The sequence below is a fragment of the Herbaspirillum camelliae genome, assembly GCF_001929405.1.
Taxonomy (GTDB): domain Bacteria; phylum Pseudomonadota; class Gammaproteobacteria; order Burkholderiales; family Burkholderiaceae_D; genus Herbaspirillum; species Herbaspirillum seropedicae.
In genome coordinates this window covers 4,313,331-4,333,488 of the sequence record NZ_KV880769.1, presented here as the reverse complement: position 1 = coordinate 4,333,488, position 20,158 = coordinate 4,313,331, and the positions used below count along the sequence as shown (strand labels likewise).

The following is a 20,158-nucleotide window of genomic DNA, read 5'->3' as shown; positions in this document are numbered from 1 at the left end:
TCAACCAACCATTTCGGGTTGCGCCAGCCATTCGTGCCCCTTGAGCATGCCTTCCCAGTACAGCGGCGGCAGAATGCGCTCCTTGAGCAGCCAGGCCAGGCGCGATGGACGCGTGCCATCCAGCATCCATTCCGGGAAACTGGGCGCCAGCTTGCCGCCATAGTTGAATTCGGCCAGAACGATCTTGCCGCGCTCCACGGTCAAGGGGCAGGAGCCATAGCCGTTGTAGCGGGCCTGAACGGATTGCCGGCCCAGATTGTGGAGCACATTGTGGGCAACCACCGGCGCCTGTTTGCGGGCCGCGGCGGCAGTCTTGGCGTTGGGCGAGTTGGCCGCATCGCCCAGCCCGAAGATGTTGGCAAAGCGCTTGTGCTGCAAGGTCGACTGATCAACATCGATCCACCCAGCCGGATCGGCCAGAGGGCTGCTGCGGATGAAGTCCGGCGCCGTCTGCGGCGGCACCACGTGGATCATGTCAAAGGGGACTTCCACTTTCTGCGCGCTGCCGTCGGGGGAGTTGACTGCAAAGGTGGCGATCTTGCGTCCACCATCGATGGCGGTAAGGGTATGTCCGAAGTTGAGATCGATGCCGTAGGCCTGCACATACTCCATCAAGGCTGGCACATACTCGGCCACGCCGAAGAGCACGGCGCCTGCGGAGCGGAACTGCACATTCGACTTCTTGAGCACACCGGCGTGCCGCCACGCATCACAAGAGAGATACATGGCCTTTTGCGGGGCGCCGGCGCATTTGATGGGCATAGGCGGCTGGGTGAAAACGGCATCGCCCCCTTTGAAGCGCTCCACCAGCTCCCAGGTGTAGGGCGCTAGATCATAACGATAATTGGAAGTCACGCCGTTGCGGCCCAGGGTATCGGTGAGGCCTTCGATGCCGTCCCAGTTCAGTTTCAGGCCGGGACAGACTACCAGCTGTTCGTACTTCACCACACGGCATCCTTCCAGCAGCACCGCATTGCGCTCGGGCTCGAAACCTGCCACGGCCGATTTGATCCAGCGTACCCCGCGCGGGATGAGCGATCCCATCACCCGGGCCGTCTGCGCGGGCTTGAATACACCGCCGCCAACCAGGGTCCAGCCGGGTTGGTAATAGTGGACATCGGCCGGGTCGATGATGGCGATATCCAGTCCAGGCTGGCGCGCCAGCAGGCTCGACGCCACCGAGATCCCTGCCGCGCCACCACCGACGATGACCACCTTGTGCGTCGAGTCGGCTACATCGAATGGGGTGGCATTGCTCTGGTTGATTCTGCGCACCAGCGCGCTCAGGTCGTAACCCGCCTGTTCGGCGCGGGTCAATATCTCTTCCGTGGGCATACGGCCGGCACGCGAGAGCCCCCACAGCGTGGTGCTGCGCATGCCGCTGCGGCAATAGGCCAGCACAGGCTTGGGCAAATCTTCGAGAAGACGGTCGAATTCGTCAGCTTGGGCATCGGCCACCTGGCCAGGAATCACCGGCAGATGGCGAGCCACGATGCCCGCAGCCTGTGCTTGTTGTTCGACCTCTCTGAAACTGGGTTGGTCGCCGGCTTCCCCGTCCGGACGATTGCAGATGATGGATTTGAAGCCGGCCGCGGCAATCTCTGCCATATCGGCAGGCATGACTTGGGCCGAGACGGACAAGTTGGCCGTCAGTTGCTTGATGTTCATGGAATGTCTCCTTGATTGATGCCCCCTGGCGGCGACGCCCCGGCGTCGGCCAGCAAGGGGAGGGGGATCAGCGCTCCCGGGTAGCGCAGCTGCTGATACCCAGCAGCGGATACAGCGGACAGAAGCGGATCAAGCCGGTTCCTATCGGGATCAGGCCCAGCCAGCCCCACCATCCCACGGTGCCGGTAGCCGCAAGGATGACCAGGACGACGCCAATGACGATTCTCAAGATGCGGTCGATACCGCCTACATTGCATTTCATGATGACTCCTCAGGGTTGGGGATCAGACTGCGTCCAGCGGGATCTTCAGATAGCGCATGCCGTTGGCCTCGGCCGGTGGCAACTGACCCGCGCGCATGTTCACTTGCACCGACGGCAGCAGCAGTACCGGCATGGCCAGGGTGGCGTCACGGGCACTGCGCATGGCCACGAACTCCTCCTCGCTGATGCCATCGCGGACGTGGATGTTATTGCTACGCTCTTCAGCCACGGTGGTGATGAACTGAAGCAGCCGGCCGTTGGGCTGGTAGTCGTGACACAAGTAGATACGGGTATGCGGCGGCAGGCTCAGGACCTTGTTGATGGAATGGAAGAGCGTGCGGGCGTTCCCGCCGGGAAAATCGCAGCGCGCCGTCCCGTAGTCGGGCATGAACAGGGTATCGCCGACGAAGGCGGCGATCTGGTCCCCTTCCTCCACGACATAGGTGATACAGGCAGGGGTGTGGCCGGGCGTGTGCATGACACGCGCCTGCAGGGCGCCGATCTGGAAACGCTCGCCATCGGCGAAGAGATGATCGAACTGGCTGCCATCGTGGACAAATTCACTGCCGGCATTGAAAAGCACCCCAAATACGTCTTGCACCTGGCGGATGTGCTCACCGATGGCGATACGTCCGCCCAGCTTGCGCTTGAGATAGGGAGCCGCAGACAGATGGTCGGCATGGGCATGGGTTTCCAGGATCCATTGCACCGAGGCATCAAGCTCCTGCACACGCCTGATCAGGTGATCGGCGCTACTGGTGGAGGTGCGACCGGATTTGGGATCGTAGTCCAGTACGCTGTCTAGCAGCGCGCATTGGCGGGTTGCGCGATCCAGTATGAGATAGCTCACAGTACTGGTGGCAGGGTCGAAGTGACCTTCGATATGCAGGTTGTCCATGGTGTTCTCCTCTGATTGTCAGATATTTTGTTCATATCAAAACTTGTGCCAGATCGAGAAACAACTCAACCAATTGATTTATAAGGAATATTTCCTAAAGATAGTTCATGTGCAGACCGAAGGACTGCCAGTGACACTGCCAAGTGGCAGTGTCATACTGCCACTTGGCAGCGCTTGTGCGCAGACCCAAATGGGAGGATGGTTCCCGCCTGGACTGGTCGCCGAGGTCCATTTGCCAGAACCATCCAGAGGCAGCAATTGCCTGAATTTGTCTTGAAGAAAGCGAGAGATTTCGTGGAATCGCTACCCGATGTTTTGCAGTCGTTCCAGGTACAGGCGCTGATTTCCTATCTGGACCATGAGCCCGCGCCGATGATCGTGATGAATACGGAGTACGAGATTCTGGCTGCCAATACCGCCTACAAGCGCCAGTTCGCCACAGCTGGCAGGGCGCCCATTGGCCACAAGTGCTATGCCATGTCGCACCATTACCAGGTTCCTTGCGATCAGGCCGGAGAACATTGTCCTTTGCAACGTGCGCTGACCACCAAGGGGCCGGATCGAGTGCTGCACATCCATCACACGCCGCGCGGACCAGAACATGTGGATGTTGAGCTGCGGCCCATCATCGATCACCAGCATCGTGTGGTGGGGTTCGTCGAGCGTCTGCAGACTGTGCGCCATGCCTCGGTGCAGGCCAGTCGTCAGGGGCTGGTCGGCAAGTCACCCACCTTCAATCGTGCCCTGGGCGAATTGCAGCGGGTGGCGATGTCGGATCTACCGGTTTTGCTGCTTGGAGAGTCAGGCAGTGGCAAGGAACTGTTTGCGCGCGCAGTGCATGAGGCCAGTCCTCGGGTGCATGGGCCGTTCGTGGTGGTGGACTGCTCGGGATTGACCGAGAGCCTGTTCGAGAGCGAGTTATTTGGATACGAAAAGGGCGCCTTTACCGGCGCCCATGTTCGCAAGGCGGGCCTGGTTGAAACAGCCAAGGGTGGCACCTTGTTCCTGGACGAAATCGGCGACGTGCCATTGGCGATGCAAGTGAAGCTGTTAAGGTTGATTGAATCTGGCACTTTTAGGCGCGTTGGTGCAGTGGATACGCAGCAGGCCGAATTTCGCCTCGTGGCAGCAACCCATAAGCCGCTGCAGGAAATGGTAGCCAGAGGCGATTTCCGTCAGGATCTTTACTACCGCATCAGTGCCTTCCCGCTCCATTTGCCGCCGTTACGCGAGAGGCGCGATGACATCCCTTTGCTGGTCGAGTCATTACTTCAGCGGGGGGCAGGGGGCGGAGGTAAGTCGCTGCAAATCTCTACGGAAGCGATGGCGCAACTGATGCAACACGACTGGCCTGGAAATATCCGTGAACTTCGCAACGTGATCGAGCGAGCGCGCCTGTTTGCGGACGATGGAGTGATCAAGAAAGAGCATCTGGCGTTGGATCGTTGCTATCCGCCTCGAACGCCTGGGTTGGATAAGCTTGCACCTGAAGTGCATGATCTTGTACAGATAGCACGCGAATTCAACGGCAGCCGCAAAGAGCTGGCGGCAAGCTTGGGTATGAGCGAACGTACGTTATATAGACGAATGAAGGAGGCTGGATCTGATTAGTGCTGGGCAAGGTGATTCTCAGACCGTGCACGGAACGGATCGGTTTTTTACCGAACATGCCGACGAACGAGTTGCTTGGAAGCCAGTTAGGGGCGACAAACCGCAAACTTTATTTTACATAATACAAATTATGCGAAGGACAGATAGTTTACGGGGGTGTTGCGCTTCTGAGGTGGTTTGCCTTTAAATACCGCAACGTGACTCACTGCCTGACTGGCTACAAATTACCGACACAGGTCAATCCGTCGATTAACGGAGCTGCTTTTTTATCCAAATAATGTTAGCGGCCGAGAGCATCTCGGCCCATGAAGAAAATGATGATTCGGAGGAAATATATTTATCCCACGCATCATCTGGGATACTTTTAAAATCCTCAACCGAATCAATTTTGAAGCCACTCGAATTGAACATTTCCTCGACCGAAGAAAAACGGGTGTGCTCAGAGATAAAGTCAGGCGTGAGTAATTCAGGAAGAGGAACATTTTTTTTCCATCTAGTTTCTGCAATTTCTTCTTTAAATCCTCTATCGCTTTGAATGTCATAACTTCCCCCACTAACAAAGAAATGAAGTAAATGAGATCAATAGCATTTCAACGCTTCGCCAAAATCTACTGAAATCTGTGTTACTTTATTTTTCTAACTAATTCGAGATTGACCAGAGGCCCGTACCTTGATGCCTTCCACCTTAGCCGAGTCTTCTCCGCTTTCAATAATGTCGTTTAGAACTGAGGAAAAATCTCTCGGAGTATGGTTGAATCGCATTCCAAAAAATGTTCCCTTAAACGAGCAGGCATGATCAAACCTGTCTCGCTGAGCGCCGACCAACATAGCTCTGCCACTTCCTAACGCAAACCAGCCGAAGCTTGCCGCAAGCTCGCTTAAGACGTAAAGCCCGAACCCGGAATTTCCATATATGTTCCGATCCTCGTCCAATCCTGATGTACGCGATATTCCAGGACGAATAGCCATTCTTAATGCCTCTTCATCTAATTGAAATTTATGAGCTTGAGAAAGCGATGAGCTAATGCCCACCCCCTCATCGACAATCGCTATTTCTACTGCTCCATCATGCCATCTTTGACCCACGACGTAACATTCGTGCGCTTGCGAATGCTCAAAGACATTGCGTATCACTTCGCGAATTGAATAGCTATAGGTACGCAGAGCCTGCGAGTCATCATATGATCCCGCCAAAACACCAGCTAATCTTCGCGCCTGCTCATTTATGGCAGCATACCAATTCTCAACACCGTCCTGACCAATATCTACATCTGGCCTCGAGATGCGGCAGATTGGGAGATATGTTGTCGATCCAGCGGCTTGCCCAACCCGCTTCCCATGGTTCATACCTATGAAATCAAAAAATCCAAGATGCATCAAGTAAGAATGCACTTGGTTACCTGAATTGATACCTTTTTGGAAGGTATCAAGTGCTGCAGAAGATCGGAATTCAACCCACTCCCTCATCTTCGAACCAGCGACAAGCATTGCTAACGGGAACGAAAATCTGAGCTGAGAAAAATCAACTGTGACTTCATCAATATTACGGGAGTTATCGAGATCCGCAAACAATGCACCTAATGTCTCGCGGCTGAACATCCTTGGAATTGAAATTTCCATAATCGATATGCCCCTCCCCTTCCCCTCGTGGCGAATAACATTCCCGTGTTAATGAATGGACCAATTGTAAGCAGCCGTTATTTGGGATTTGATGGACTGCATTTATTTTTTTGCCGAAAATAACGTTTCGTCAACTTAGTGACCTATGTTACACGAAGCATGAGTCGGATTTATGAATTCTAAGGGTGCCGACTCACCAGCTAGCCGGCACGAATTAACTCAATGTCTTGTTTCTCATGATTCTCGCCTGACGAACGGCGCTGCATAGCCGAAGTATTCATTTTGAGCTGTGCGTTGCACATCCCAGCGCTTTGCATATCCAGCCGGGCGCTCCCGTTGATCGGCGTGCGTAAGGACCAAGCGTTTTTTGGCACGAGAAACCCCAACAAAATAGGCGCAGCGGTTTTCATCCTGATCGCCAAAGAAGGCCTCTTTTTCAATGGCCATCATAACAACCGAATCAAACTCAAGCCCCTTGCTCTTATGAATAGTCAGTATCCGTACCGCTTGGTCGTCTGAGAATCGCTCAAGAGCTTTGGGCAAGTCAGGCTCCAGCTTCAGCAATTCTTCGATCTTGGCCTTGGTATCGCGGACCACTTCTTTCAACCGATCGTGCGACTCGTAGTCTGGCGAAAGTGATACCAGTGTTTCGATACTGACTTGTTTCAGGAATGCTCGAACAAACTCCCACCAGCCGGAGAAGGATGCGTCGACCAGCTCGACACTGGATATCTCTTTTCGTTGTTGCCTGACAAGTCGGTCGAGGTCTTTACGCGCGTTTGACTGAATTTCTTCATCGGCAAACGGGATCAGCTGGTTCATTAGTCGAATCCATGCTTTGGGCTCGCGCTGACCGTAGAGACAGGAAAGATAGTCCACGATCAAACGTGCAGCCGGCTCGACCGTGATGTCCTGCAGTTGCTGCTCGTTACGGAAGGAGATGCTACGAGCCTCCAATGCTGCCATGAGATGATCGGCGTACAGATCAAGCTGATTACGAATCAAAACTGCAATTTCCGCAGGAGGAATCTGCTCGGTCTTTATCCAGCCTGCAATCAAATCGGCTAGGTATTCAGCTTCCTTACGGCTGTCTTCGAAGCGCCAGGAAAATATCTCGCCCTCGTCGCCGACAAGCTGCTCATCCTGCATGACGGAAGATGGGTCAAGCTTGCGAATAATCTCGTTCTGCAGGCGCAGCAGTCGCGGCTTTGAGCGAAAGTTGCGATACATATTGAGTGGGACGGCAGCAAAGTCGATAACGAACGCCTGAAAAATGCCGTCCATGGCCCCCGCCCAGCCCATGATCTTCTGTTTGGTGTCGCCCACGGCGGTCATGCGAATGCTCGTACCTTGGAAAGCGAGCTTAAGGAGCTGGTACTGCAGGTTGGTACAGTCCTGGAATTCGTCGAGAAAGACGTCACTATAGGTTTGACGGATGGCATTTCGTGCGACCGCAGATTGCCGCAGAATCTGGATCGCAAACGGCACCAGGTCGGAAAACTCTATCAAGGCCCTTGATGGACCAGGCTTCCGCTCCACAATTCTGTACCCGACATCAAGCGCGTACACACCTGTTAGAACCGGGCGGAAACGATCAATGATACGCTTAGCAAAAGCGTGAAACGTATAGCTGTCGAATCGCGTTGCAAGCTCGACCCCACAGCGCCTCCTGACCCGCTCCTTCAGGTTGCTACTGGCGTCAACCTTGAACGAAATGGCCAGAATTCGTTTTGGATAACGGCAAGTCCCTGTACGTAGCAGAAAGTCTGCCCGCTGTGCGAGCATTTCGGTCTTACCAGCTCCTGGGCCTGCTGTCAGTGCAAGGCTGCGCTCACGCTCCCTGGCTGCCAGCAATGCATTCGGTTCAAGAGTCAACCCATCTGCAGGTTGCCATACCTTGACCGCGATCACTCTGGCAACTCCGCGAGTTTGGTGATGACAGCATCAGCTAATCTGCCTAGGGATGATGGCATATCAGCCAGCAACTCTGCATCAGTCAGCTGAGCCAGCGCATCAATATGGGCCGCGGGTTTACTACCAAGTTTGAATCGCTGATGATAAGTGCTGAATAGCTTCTGTTCGTCTTTGCTGTACTGGCTTGCATCGTGGTGGCTTTTCCCGAGAACGGCCTTGATCGTCGCTTCATCTGGCTCATCCATTTCAACACGGTAGGCTTTTGGAAAAGCGCGTAACATTGCGAAGTCCAGATCCAGAGGCTCAGAGAAGTAAACTCCGCGACTTTCCAATTCGTGGAAGACACTCTGCTTCTCGTTCCCAAAACAATAATGAGTTCGAACAGAGGCTTCGTCGGAGTTCCATTTGGGCAAGCTCCAGCCCGCAGGAAGAACTTTTGTCGGCTCAAACTTGGCCAACTGTTCATTGACGACTTTTATTCGTCCCCATCCTGCAGCATAGCGAGCAACATCAAGATCAAGCACCGTTAAATACGGAATCTGCAAGTCCGACAATAGCCGCCAGAAGTGATTAACGTGCCGCCCACCCAAAGGTGCAATCGAAACTGCAGACTCATCAACTGGCGCACCTTTGGCTTGAAGCAGGCGTGGCAACACAATTTCTTCACTATCGCCTTCCCCAAGCACGACAAGTCGCGAAAAATAGACCTCCGGAAAGGCTTGTACTGCCTCGCGCACAAACTTGTGGGCTTCATCAGTGGCGTCCGGCAGCCGAATATGCGTGATGCGTGAGGTTCGCTCCTTGGTCAGCCGTAGATAGCGGATACGTTCCGGAGCAACGCGCCGAAGCATCGACGGCGCATGGGTTGCAATCAGTGCTTGCGCGTCACCATCACCGGTCATCTCGTTGAGCGCATTGACAATCCGTCCTAGGTAGTGCGGCGAAAGGCTGTTTTCTGGTTCTTCGACTGCCACCACGGTAAACACGGGCGGGCGCAGCTTGTCTAGACCGAAAGAATCGTCATCTCCAGCCAAGACCGTGCGACCAATGGCCTGCGAGGACAGCACAAGCGAGAGATACAGCATCGACTTCTGTCCATCGCTCAGTCGTGAGAAATCAACCAACTGCTCATCATGGCCCGGAGTGAATGACACCGACATGTGCCGCAGCAAGGCTTCAATCTCAGATGCAACAAATGTGAGCTTGGGGTCGGCAAAGAAGCTGCCCTTGTGCAAAGCACTCCATGCTAATTTCAGGCTCGTGCTGAACGCATTGATTGATGGATTGGCCGCCAAGCTGTCGCTGATTTGGTCCGTGAGGCCCTTGATGATAGTTCGCTCTGCATCCCAGTTCACTGCACGTAGCATGCGTCCCAGCAATGCATTAGCGCCATAGGCAATGTGATCTGCGGGATCACGGCGTGCGGGCAGGTAGTGAACGTGGATGTGGTTGCGTTCAGATCGGGGAACTTGAGAAGTGGTCAGTGGCGAACCATCTGCATTAATGTCCAGCACATAGACCAAGCTTTCTTCTATGTCCCCATCCAAGCCCATGGTGGCGGTGAGGCGGAAACGCACTCGCGGCGTGCCTTCGGCGTCATCAAGGCGCATGTGGCCGAAATGAGGGGCTACCGTGCTGTTGTATCCGTCGTCGCCAAGCTCCGGAAACAGGAAGTCGGCCTCGATCCATAGCTGGCGCTCAGTAGGTGGTGCTGTCTCATTGAATGGGACATGAAAGTCCGAGCGCAAGATTCGGCGCAGTGATGGATCAAAGGCAAACAGACGACATAGGGCTTGGAGTGCTGCTGTCTTGCCTGAACCGTTAGGGCCGATGAGATAAGTGATCTCCTCCAGCCGAAGCTCGGTGGGCGCCGGTCCGAATGATTGAAAGTTCGAGAATCGGATTGTTTGAAGTTTCATTGGATATCCTCAGCCTTGAAAAGGCCATCGAGCGTTTCCACCAATGTGGTTATCTGTAGGCAAAATGCACGCGCTTCGGTTTTCCGTTTGTCCCAAGCAAAGCGCAGTCATACAACTTCGCCATCTCCGGCATTATTGACGGCTGATGCGATGCCCGCTTGCAGAATACCCATTATTGCTACGACGATCGCCCCACGATCAAGAAAAGCATTGATAGTTATTTGTGAACTTATTGATTATTAGTAACGTTGAATTACTTTACCATTTTTTATAATAATCAACTCATCAATAAGTCAAGTGTCACCGCTTTTTCTGGCATTTGATTCGTTTGCTAGCTTTGACCTGCTCCCTAAAGTTTGACGGTTGATTGTCGATGAAGGCATTGAGGGCTGAGCTCTGTACACAGGCGGCTATCTCCCGTAAAAGACGGATTCAATGTAAAAATGCCTCCCATTCAGGGAGGCATTTATTTTTTGCGAAAAAGAAAACGCAACACCAATCGTAAATAACTACGTAAATGGAATGCGCGGTGTTGCATTGACTGTAGAAAACTGCGCAACAGAACTCGTCTTTTCTCAGGCAACACTATCAACATGTGAAAAATTGGCGTAATGCTCGATGTAGTCCGGGATACAACAGAAAATAGGCGCGCAACAGCTCTAAAAACTACCAAGATACGAAATTTGGCACGAACAACGGCAGCACGAAACCTGACAGCGCGAGGAAGTAAAAATACCGTCTCTTAACTAAAAATAGGCTGTTTTAAACCAACCCCCAAAAGTAAAGTTAGCGCTCTCTCAACAGCACAGAGCCTACGGACCCGCCTCTTACAGTTGCGCGAACAGCAACGACAATTCGCGCTCCATCAAGGCCGCCTCCACTTTCAGGCGCGCGGCCACCTGCTGGCGCCGGGGTAACTCCAGGCGCTTGCTGATGGCCGCCACGCTCAGCGACGCCACGGCGATGCCGTGGCTATTGCGGATCGGCACGCCGACACCGGTCATGCCCTCGATGAAATAACCCTCGGTCAATGAAAAACCCTCTTCGCGCGCGCGCCTGACATCGTCCCTGATCAGTGCGTCGGCACGCTGGAATCTGGCACGCGCCGCGCTGTATTCGCGGATCAGCCGCTCTACCTCGGCGTCATCCTGATAGGCCGCAATGGCCAGGCTGCCGCTGCCGATTCCCAGCGGGCGGCGGTCGCCGACATTGAGCGTCAGCGTCTTGATCGGAAAACTGCCCTCGGCGCGGCCATAGCAGACCGATTCATCGCCGCGCCGGATGGCGAAATAAATCGTGTCTTCCAGTTCTTCGGCCAGTTTGAGCAGATAGGGCTTGGCCCGCTCCGCCAGTTCAAAGCGCTCGCCGGCCCGGCCGACCCAGGCAAACAGGCGGTCGCCCAGAAAAAACCGCGCGCTCTCGTTTTCATACGTGGCCATGCCATGCGCCACCAGACCAGCCAAGCCGCGATGCGCCACGGTCTTGTTAAGACCGGTGATGCGGCTCACGTCGGTCAACCGCAAGCCTTGCCGGGCGCAACCGGCGAGCGCCTCCAGGATCAGGGCGGCACGCGCAATGTTTTGATGCTGGGCGCCGGATTCGCCGCTCATTTCGGCGGCTTCGTTGCTGGAAATCGATTCGTTCATAGATATTTTCTGTCCGCTCGCACTGACTCATCCGGTTGCGCCCACTGCGGGCGCAACCGGATCTGGCGGGAATTGTAACCCAGCTAATGGCTGGCCTCTCTCAGACTTGCCCGGACTCGCCCGCTATCCCCAGTGGCATCAACAAGCCTCTCGCATTCCTTGACATTCCATGATCAGGATGATTTAATTCCGTTAAAAGAAATATTGGTTTCGATTAACGGAACAAAATCGAGGCCTAATAACAAAGCAAAGCACGCGCAGAAATCTGCTGTTGCGGACCGGACGCTACAGGACCGGTAGCAGATCAACACGTGCGCATCCGAGAATAAAAAACAACTTTTTGGAGACAGGCAATGAGTTCAGTACTGACGGCTGTCGTCGCTCGCACCGAGCTGGATCGCGAAATGACGATGAAAAAAGTGGCCTTGCGCATCATGCCATTTGTGTTTTTATGCTATCTGGTCAACTTCCTCGACCGCACCAACATTGGTTACGCCGCGTTAACCATGAACCAGGACCTGAATATCGGTCCGGTCATGTTCGGCTGGATCGTCGGCATTTTCTTCGTCGGCTATTGCGGCTCGGAAGTACCGAGCAATCTGGCTTACCATCGTTTCGGCGCGCGCATCTGGATCGCCCGCATCATGGTGACCTGGGGCCTGATCACGATCTTCTGCGCCTTTGTGCAGTCGCCCACCCAACTGCTGGTGGCGCGCTTTCTGCTTGGGGTGGCCGAAGGTGGTTTCTCGCCGGGCATGTTCATGTACCTGAGCGGCTGGTTTCCGGCCCGCTGGCGCGCCAAGGCCATGGCGATCTTCCTGATCGGCTCGCCGATTTCATCGGTGATCGGCGGCCCGCTCTCCAGCGCCATCCTGAGTCTGCATCAGGTCGGCGGCCTCAAGCAATGGCAATGGCTGTTCCTGCTGGAAGGCATTCCGGCCATTGTGCTCGGCATCTACTGCTTCTTCACCCTGATCGACAAGCCGGCCAAGGCGGCCTGGCTGAACGAGGACGAGCGCATCTGGCTCACCGCCGAGTTGCAGCAGGAACAGGCCAAGATCGAGCAGCACTATCGCATGACGCTGTTCCAGACCTTGACCAACAGCCGCGTGCTGATGCTGGCGCTGACCTATCTGGCCGGACTGATCGGTCTCAACGGCGTGGTCTACTGGATGCCGCAGATCGTCAAGTCCTACGGTCTCACCAATGTCGAAGTGGGCCTGGTCACCGCCATTCCGAATCTCTGCGGCGCCATCGCCATGCTGATCTGGGCACGACGCTCCGACCGCACCGGCAAGCGCATCTGGCATGTCATCACGGCCAGCCTGTTCGGCGCCGCCGGCATGATCGTGGCCAGCCTGATGCAGGAGACCACCTACATTATCATGGGCCTGAGCTTTGCCCTGATCGGCGCGTTTGCCTTCCTGGCCACCTTCTGGGCGCTGCCGCCGGCCTTCCTGACCGGGCGCTCGGCGGCAGCCGGCTTTGCCCTGATCCTCACGGTTGGCAACATGTCCGGCTTTGTCGGTCCGTTGCTGGTTGGCTGGATCAAGGAAGCCACCCACAGCTATAGCGGCTCGTTCCTGATGCTGTCCACCTTCCTGCTCGGCGCGGCGCTGCTGACGGCATTGTTCGGTCGCCGCACCCGCCTGCTGGAAGACATGGACAAACAGACCGGGAAACCATAATGACCAGCGCGCGCACACCCGGCGACAACTGCCTGCAAGGCAAGACCTGCGTGGTGCTGGGCGGCGGTTCCAGCGCACCCGGCTGGTCTATCGGCAAGGCCATCTGCATGGCCTATGCACGGGCCGGCGCCAAGGTGGCGGTGATCGATATCGCCGCTGACGCCGCCACCGCCACGGTGGAGTTGATCCGCGCCGAAGGCGGCAGCGCCATCGCGCTCAGCGGCGACGTCACCAGCATGACCGAGATGCAGGCCATGCTCGACAGCGCGGTGGCCGCCTTCGGCAGTCTCGATGTTTTGCACAACAACATCGGCATCGGCAAGTCCGGTGCATCGGCATTGACCAGCAGCGACGACTGGCGCCGTATCGTCGATGCCAACCTGCTGTCCCTGCATGTAGCAACGCAATGCGCGCTGCCCGCCATGCAGGCCGCCCACGGCGGCGTCATCCTGAGCACTTCCTCGGTGGCATCGCAACGCTACGTCGGCGTGCCGCACCTGGCCTATGCCGCGAGCAAGGCCGCGGGCAATCATTTTTGCCGGATGGCGGCAGTGGAATATGCCCGCTTCAACATCCGTTTCAATGCCATTGTGGTCGGCCTGATGGATACCCCGCGCATCCGTCACACCATGCAGCATGCCTATGGCAGCGATGAGACACAGATGATCGCCCAACGCAATGCCCAGGTGCCGCTGGGCTTCATGGGCGATGCCTGGGACGTGGCCAATGCCGCCGTGTTCCTGGCCTCGGACCGGGCCCGTTACATCACCGGCATCGAACTGCCGGTCGATGGCGGCTTTTGCGCCACCAGCAGCGCCTATCTGGCTGCCGACACGCATCCAGGGTAAGCCATTACCGTTTCATCGCAGCAATCGTCAACCCCTTGCCTGTGCCCGTTGCAGGTGCTTTTTTGTAGAGTCGACCATGTATCCAATTGATTTCTTTTGGCGCGCCGCCCAGCGCTGGCCGCAGCGTATCGCCATCGACGCGCCCGCCGGCAGCGTCACTTATGCCGTGCTGGCCAAGCAAGTGGCGGCATTCGCGGCTGCCTTGCAGACGCTCGATCCGGCACCGCAAAGCCGGGTTGCCATCTGCGCCGGCAACGGCGTCGAGCACATTACCGCGCTGCTGGCGGTGCTGGCCAGCGGCAAGATCTGGGTGCCGCTCAATCCACGCAGCACGCAGCCGGAAATCAAACGTATCGTGGATGCCACCGAACCGTCGATTCTGGTGGTGGAAGATCACTACAGCCACATGGCCGAGTTTGCCCCTGCGCATCGCATCGGTTTCAGCAACCACGCCGATCAGATGGACCATGCGGATCATGCAAGCGCATCCGAACCGCCGCAGATCGCTGCCCAATTCCGCATGTACGATCTGATTGCCGCGCGCATGGGTGCCGCACCGGCGCCATTCGACCTCCCCCCCGATGCCACCCAGGCCATCAAGTTCACCGGCGGCACCACCGGCATGCCCAAGGGCGTGATGCAAACCTATCGCGCCTGGATGACCACCATCATCAACCAGATTCAAGCCTGGGAATTCGATGAAAACGACCGTTACGTGGTGGCCGCACCGATTACCCACGGTACCGGCACCTACCTGCTGCCGATCCTGGCACAGGGCGGCTGCCATCTGATTCTCGACGGCAGCGGCGCGGCCGCAGTGCGCACTGCGTTTCGCGAGCGTGGTGGCACCGTCTGCTTCGCGCCGCCGACGCTGATCTATATGATGATGGCCCTGCCACAGGCGACGCCGGCAGATTTCCCCAAACTGCGCCGCTTGATCTACGGTGGCGCCCCCATGCCTTTGCACAAGATCGATGAAGTGCGCAACTTCTTCGGGCCGGTGCTGGGCACCACTTACGGTCAGACCGAGGCGCCGCAGATTCTGACCGTGATGCGTCCGGAAGATTTCGACATCCCCGAACAGCGCGCCTCGGTCGGCCGCACCACCTGGCTCAGCGATGTCGCCATCATGGCGCCGGATGGCACGTTGCTGGCGCCGGGCGAAGTCGGCGAAGTGGTGGCGCGCGGCGATCTGCTGATGACCGGTTATTGGCGGCTGCCCGAGAAGACGGCTGAAACCATGATCGACGGCTGGCTGCATACCGGTGATCGCGGCTATATCGATGCCGCCGGCTTTCTGTATCTGAAGGACCGTCTGCGCGATCTGGTCATCACCGGCGGCTTCAATGTCTATCCGGGCGATGTCGAAAACGCTATCCAGCAGCATCCGGCAGTGCACGAATCCTCGGTCTTCGGCGTCAGCGATGACAAATGGGGCGAAGCCGTACACGCCGCAGTGCAATTGCGCGCCAACGCCACGGTCACCGAAGCGGAACTGGCCAGCTTTGTGCGCGACCTGCTGGGACCGGTGCATACGCCCAAACGGATTCACTTCCTGGCCGACCTGCCGCGTTCATCGGTTGGCAAGGTACTCAAGACGGCCGTGCGCGAACTCGCGCTCAAGAATACCTCCACCACTCAACTCTGAAGACATCGCCATGACCAGCTCCAACAAATCCTCCGCTGCGCCCGTGCCCAGCAGCAAGCTGTGCTCGCACAACCTGACCAGCCTGCACTATCGCGACGCCAATCTGGTCGATGACCTGATTGGCCAGAAAAGCTTCACCGAAGTCATGCTGATGCAAATTCTCGGCCGCCCTATCCGCCCGGTCGATATCCGCATTACCGATGCGGTCCTGATCGTGCTGATGGAACACGGGCTGACACCTAGTTCGATTTCCAGCCGACTGGTCTACATGAGCGCGCCGGAAAATCTGCAAGGCGCGGTAGCGGCCGGCCTGCTGGCGGTCGGCAGCCAATTCGTCGGCACCACCGAAAACTGCTCACGCCTGCTGGACCGGATTGAAGCCGCTGCCGATGCCCGTAGCGAAGCGCTGGCGATCGCCCGTGAATATCGCCAGCGCGGCGGCGCCATTCCGGGTTTCGGCCACCACCTGCACAAGCCGGTCGACCCGCGTGCCTACAAACTGCTGGATCTGGCCAAGGCCGAAGCCGATCTGGCCGGCCACAAGATCGCCGCGCTGGAGCTGCTCTCCGAAGCCATCGATGAAGTGTATGGACGCCAGATCACGCTCAATGCCACCGGCGCCATCGCCGCCCTGCTCGGTGAAATCGGCGTCGCCACCAATGGCATGCGCGGCTTTGCGGTGATCTCGCGTGCTGCCGGACTGGTCTCGCACATCGTCGAAGAACAGCAATGCCCGACCGGCCGCTTCATCTGGGAAACCGTGGAAAACGCCATCAAGTGAACGACCTGCCTAGATCATCCCGACAAACTATCCGCTGAAATTCCACTCGCTGCACCGCCGGCTCCGCCGATAGTGCAGCGACAATGCGATATTCTGAACCTGCGGAGCGAATCTCACCCTGCCCCTGGAAAGGAATTGCAGTGCTCGATGCCTTGAGTTTTCGTAACAAGATGCGCCTGCTGGTGGCGCTGGCCCTGCTGACCATCATTGCGCTGGCGCTGGTCTCTACACTACAGAAGCGGCATGCCATGATCGCCGCGCGCATCGACAATCTCTCCACTGCGGTCAAATCCGCGCGCCTGATTGCGCTCGGCTATCAAGCCAGGGCCGCCGCCGGCGCCTTGTCTGTCGAAGACGCTCAGCGCCAGGCACTGGCCGCGATCGGCATGATCCGCTTCGGTGACGAAGGCAGTGATTATCTGGCGGTGTTCAAGCTGGACGGCACCGCCATCATGCATCCGATCAAACCGGATTACAACGGCAAGAATCTGCTCGGAAAAATCCGCGACAGCAATGGCCGCGACATCATCGCAGCCCAGCTTGAAGCACTGGCCGCCAGCCAGGACGGGGCGGCCTACACATCGATTCAATTGCCTCATCCCGGCCAGAAAAATGCCGTGGAAAAACGCATGCATATGGTGCGCATCAATGGCTGGGACTGGATGCTGACATCCGGCCTCTATATGGATGAAATCGACCAGGCGATACGCCGCCAGTTCCTGCATGATGGCCTCGCCTTCCTGCTGGTGCTGGTACTGCTGGGCGGCTGCGGCATGCTGATTTCCCGCAGCGTGCTGCGCCAGATCGGCGGCGATCCGCGCCTGGCCTGCGACATGGCGGCGCTGGTGGCGCGCGGCAATCTGGCGCTGACATTGCCGACGGCACCGGCCGGCAGCGTGCTCGATGGCCTGGCAGGCATGGTGGAGGCCTTGCGCGCCACGGCGGCCCAGGTCAGCCGCTCGGCAGCGGCGATCCGCAGTGCCGCTGCCGGCGTCGTGAGCGGCAATCTGGATTTTTCCTCGCGCACGGAAGCGCAGGCCAGTTCGCTGGAACAAACCGCTTCGGCGCTGGAGCAACTGACCTCGGCGGTGCGCCAGAATGCCGACAACTCGCGCCTGGCGACCAGCATGGCGGTCACCGCCTCGGACGTGGCCAACCGTGGCAATCAGGTGGTGGGCAAAGTCATCGATACCATGGCGCTGATCAATCTATCCTCCGGCAAGATCGCCGACATCACCAGCGTCATCGACGGCATTGCCTTTCAAACCAATATCCTGGCGCTCAACGCCGCCGTCGAAGCCGCCCGTGCCGGCGAACAGGGACGCGGTTTTGCCGTGGTGGCCAGCGAAGTGCGCAGCCTGGCGCAACGCAGCGCGGCGGCCGCCAAGGAGATCAAGATATTGATTGACGATTCGGTCAGCCAGGCCGATGCCGGCAGCGCGCTGGTGCGGCAGGCCGGAAAAACCATGGAAGAAGTGGTCGGCCAGGTCAACCGGGTCACGCAAATCGTGCGCGATATTGCCAATGCCACCGATGAGCAAGGCAAAGGCATCGAAGAAATCAATATCGCCATCAACCAGATGGACAAGAACACCCAGCAAAATACCGGCATGGTAGAAGCCGCTACCGCTGCCGCGCAATCCTTGCAGGATCAGGCGGCACTGCTGCTCGATACGGTGCGGGTAAATCTGCAGTCTGATATTACATGAATGCTGACGGTGTTTGCCTTCAAGTTGCGCGGATGCCCGCACACACCATTGCGATATAGGTGTCGAGGCGTGGATCGCGGTTCCAGTTATTCTCGAATTGTTTTTTTTGGAACCGCAGTGAATTGCAATTCAAAGCCCGCTTCGGTTTGCACAAAGAATCAGCAAGGACCGAGCAAGGACTAGCCTTCCCACCGCCCATCAAACACCACCCGCCCGTTATCCATCCGCACCATCCGGTCAGCCAGATGGAAATACTGGTCATCATGCGAAATCACCAGCACCGTCTTGCCCGCCGCGCGCAGCTGCCCCAGCACCTCGTGATAGAAGACCTTCTTGAACACCGGGTCCTGGTCCGCTGCCCATTCATCGAAGATGAAGAAGGGCCTATCCTCCAGCACCGCCACCACCAGCGCCAGCCGCTTGCGCTGGCCCATCGACAGTGCGCGCGTGGTGAATGCGCCGTCGCGGATCTGCACCTTGTGATGCAGGTAGAGCTTTGCCAGGAGCTCGTTGCCGCGCGCGTCCAGTTCCGCTCCACCCGTCTCCAGCAGGCTCTCGAACAGATGGAAGTCCGAAAACACCGTGGCAAACAGCTGCCGGTATTGTTCATCCGGCACCCTCGCCTCCCCCTCGCCCTCGACGTCCTGCTGCCATGACACGGGTCGGCCATTGAGCAGGATATTGCCTTCGCCGGGGCGATACAGCCCCGCCAGCAGCTTGGCCAGCGTGGTCTTGCCGCTGCCGTTGCCGCCCACCAGGAAGACCACCTCGCCCGGCGCGAAGGCCAGGTCGATCGGGCCCATGGTAAAGAATTCGTCGTGCTGTTCGTGGTAGTAGCGATGCAGCACGCCGGAAAGCTGCAGGCGCTGCAGCTCGGGGGCTGGCTGATGTGGCTGATGCTGCTGCGGCAGTGCTGCCGCGGACGCGCGCGGGCGGCCATTGTCCAGGGCCTGGACCACTTCGTCGATACGGCGGGCCGAGACCTTGGCCAGGTTGGCGCGCGGGGCGTTCATCAGCAGGATTTCCAGCGGGGTGATCATGTAGATGAACAGCACGGCGTAACCGGTCAGGATGCGGTTGCGGTCGGGTACGTCGCCCACCAGCACGAACAACACCAGCCCGATAAAGGCATAGATCAGGAAATTGCCCCAGCTGGTGGCAGCCACGAAGATGGCCATCCCCAGCGATCGTTCATGGCGCACCCGGTCGATCGACTGGCCCAGCACCTCGCGTCCGAACAGACGGCGCTTTTTGCCGTTCAGGCGCAGTTCCTTGGCGCCGTCCAGCATGGAGCGGAAATGGCTGAACAGGCGGTCCTGTTCGCCGGACGCCTGGCGCAGGTGCCTGATGGCGCGCAGGTGGGCCAGATGGTAGCCGGCCGCGCCCAGGCCGATCACCAGCACCGCGCAGGCAAACACCTGCGCCGACAGGGTGGCCATGTAGATCATGCAGCCGCTCACCACGATGGCATTGGTCAGGATCGCGGGGAAACTGACGAAGAAGGTCGATACATTGGTGCTGTGCTCGGTCAGCGCGGCCTGGATGGCCGGTGCGCCGACCTGCTCCAGACGCGCATAGTCGGCGTGCAGCACGCGTTCGCAGATGAAACTGCGCGACTGCGCATGCACGCCGTGGGCGAGCCGCTCGAAGAGGATGTTGCACGTCATGTGCGCCAGCCACAGGGCCAGCACGGTCAGCGCAAAATGCAGGGCCGCCGTGGATTGCCAACCCGGCGCCTGCGTGGCCGCCAGCGTAGCCGTGATCTGCGTCACCATCAAGATGCTGCATACGCCGCGCGCCACGCTGGCCGCGGTTGCGGCTGCCAGCAAGCCGCGGGATTGCCTGATCAGTTCTTTGAACACCGTCACTCCAGGGAACGGCCGCCAAGGGCCGGTATCAATGTGACGAACCGCGTCGGCAAATATTTAGCGTGCCCGCTGCCCTGC

General features: G+C 57.7%; 14 protein-coding genes. 6 read left to right on the top strand and 8 right to left on the bottom strand.

Features of this window, described 5'->3' with window-relative positions:
• The 3 genes from BGK68_RS19395 to BGK68_RS19385 form a co-directional block, all read right to left on the bottom strand.
• Positions 1-1,668: a bifunctional protein tyrosine phosphatase family protein/NAD(P)/FAD-dependent oxidoreductase gene (locus BGK68_RS19395; protein ID WP_075258425.1), complete on the bottom strand. Its 1,668-nt coding sequence runs from the start codon at positions 1,666-1,668 to the stop codon at positions 1-3.
• Positions 1,669-1,735: 67 nt separating this feature from the next.
• Positions 1,736-1,930: a YgaP family membrane protein gene (locus BGK68_RS19390; RefSeq protein ID WP_075258424.1), complete on the bottom strand. Its 195-nt coding sequence runs from the start codon at positions 1,928-1,930 to the stop codon at positions 1,736-1,738.
• Between the two features lie 22 nt (positions 1,931-1,952).
• Positions 1,953-2,828 (bottom strand): MBL fold metallo-hydrolase, encoded by an 876-nt coding sequence (locus tag BGK68_RS19385; protein WP_075258423.1) that lies wholly within the window; start codon positions 2,826-2,828, stop codon positions 1,953-1,955.
• A 372-nt stretch (positions 2,829-3,200) separates the two neighbouring features.
• Between BGK68_RS19385 and BGK68_RS19380 the strand changes: the two genes are divergently transcribed.
• A complete protein-coding gene (locus tag BGK68_RS19380) occupies positions 3,201-4,439 on the top strand; it encodes a sigma-54 interaction domain-containing protein (RefSeq protein ID WP_233149465.1) in 1,239 nt (412 codons plus the stop codon).
• 636 nt (positions 4,440-5,075) lie between these two features.
• Here the strand turns inward: BGK68_RS19380 and BGK68_RS19370 are convergent.
• The 4 genes from BGK68_RS19370 to BGK68_RS19355 all read right to left on the bottom strand — a co-directional run bounded on the left by BGK68_RS19370 (position 5,076) and on the right by BGK68_RS19355 (position 11,538).
• Positions 5,076-6,059 carry an ATP-binding protein gene (locus BGK68_RS19370; RefSeq protein ID WP_075258421.1) on the bottom strand — a complete coding sequence of 328 codons (984 nt, stop codon included), beginning with the start codon at positions 6,057-6,059 and terminating at the stop codon, positions 5,076-5,078.
• A gap of 234 nt (positions 6,060-6,293) precedes the next feature.
• Positions 6,294-7,970 (bottom strand): UvrD-helicase domain-containing protein, encoded by a 1,677-nt coding sequence (locus BGK68_RS19365; protein ID WP_075258420.1) that lies wholly within the window; start codon positions 7,968-7,970, stop codon positions 6,294-6,296.
• Positions 7,967-9,892 carry an AAA family ATPase gene (locus BGK68_RS19360; protein ID WP_075258419.1) on the bottom strand — a complete coding sequence of 642 codons (1,926 nt, stop codon included), beginning with the start codon at positions 9,890-9,892 and terminating at the stop codon, positions 7,967-7,969. Before BGK68_RS19360 ends, BGK68_RS19365 begins: the two co-directional genes overlap by 4 nt.
• An 827-nt stretch (positions 9,893-10,719) precedes the next feature.
• Positions 10,720-11,538, bottom strand: a complete 819-nt coding sequence (locus BGK68_RS19355) for an IclR family transcriptional regulator (RefSeq protein WP_083657853.1) — start codon at positions 11,536-11,538, stop codon at positions 10,720-10,722.
• 353 nt (positions 11,539-11,891) lie between these two features.
• Between BGK68_RS19355 and BGK68_RS19350 the strand changes: the two genes are divergently transcribed.
• The 5 genes from BGK68_RS19350 (at position 11,892) to BGK68_RS28615 (ending at position 18,212) form a co-directional block, all read left to right on the top strand.
• Positions 11,892-13,226: an MFS transporter gene (locus tag BGK68_RS19350; protein ID WP_075258418.1), complete on the top strand. Its 1,335-nt coding sequence runs from the start codon at positions 11,892-11,894 to the stop codon at positions 13,224-13,226.
• Complete coding sequence (locus tag BGK68_RS19345) at positions 13,226-14,074, top strand: SDR family NAD(P)-dependent oxidoreductase (RefSeq protein ID WP_075258417.1); 849 nt, start codon at positions 13,226-13,228, stop codon at positions 14,072-14,074. The genes BGK68_RS19350 and BGK68_RS19345 overlap by 1 nt, the downstream gene beginning before the upstream one ends.
• 76 nt (positions 14,075-14,150) lie before the next feature.
• On the top strand, positions 14,151-15,722 hold the full coding sequence (locus BGK68_RS19340) for a class I adenylate-forming enzyme family protein (RefSeq protein WP_075258416.1): 1,572 nt from the start codon (positions 14,151-14,153) through the stop codon (positions 15,720-15,722).
• Positions 15,723-15,732: 10 nt separating this feature from the next.
• Positions 15,733-16,503: a citryl-CoA lyase gene (locus tag BGK68_RS19335; protein ID WP_075258415.1), complete on the top strand. Its 771-nt coding sequence runs from the start codon at positions 15,733-15,735 to the stop codon at positions 16,501-16,503.
• A gap of 140 nt (positions 16,504-16,643) precedes the next feature.
• A complete protein-coding gene (locus tag BGK68_RS28615) occupies positions 16,644-18,212 on the top strand; it encodes a methyl-accepting chemotaxis protein (protein WP_324617639.1) in 1,569 nt (522 codons plus the stop codon).
• A 179-nt stretch (positions 18,213-18,391) separates the two neighbouring features.
• Here BGK68_RS28615 and BGK68_RS19325 read toward each other — a convergent pair whose 3' ends face one another.
• Positions 18,392-20,074, bottom strand: coding sequence for a cyclic peptide export ABC transporter (locus BGK68_RS19325; protein ID WP_075258413.1), 1,683 nt, complete (start codon positions 20,072-20,074; stop codon positions 18,392-18,394).
• Positions 20,075-20,158: the final 84 nt, after the last annotated feature.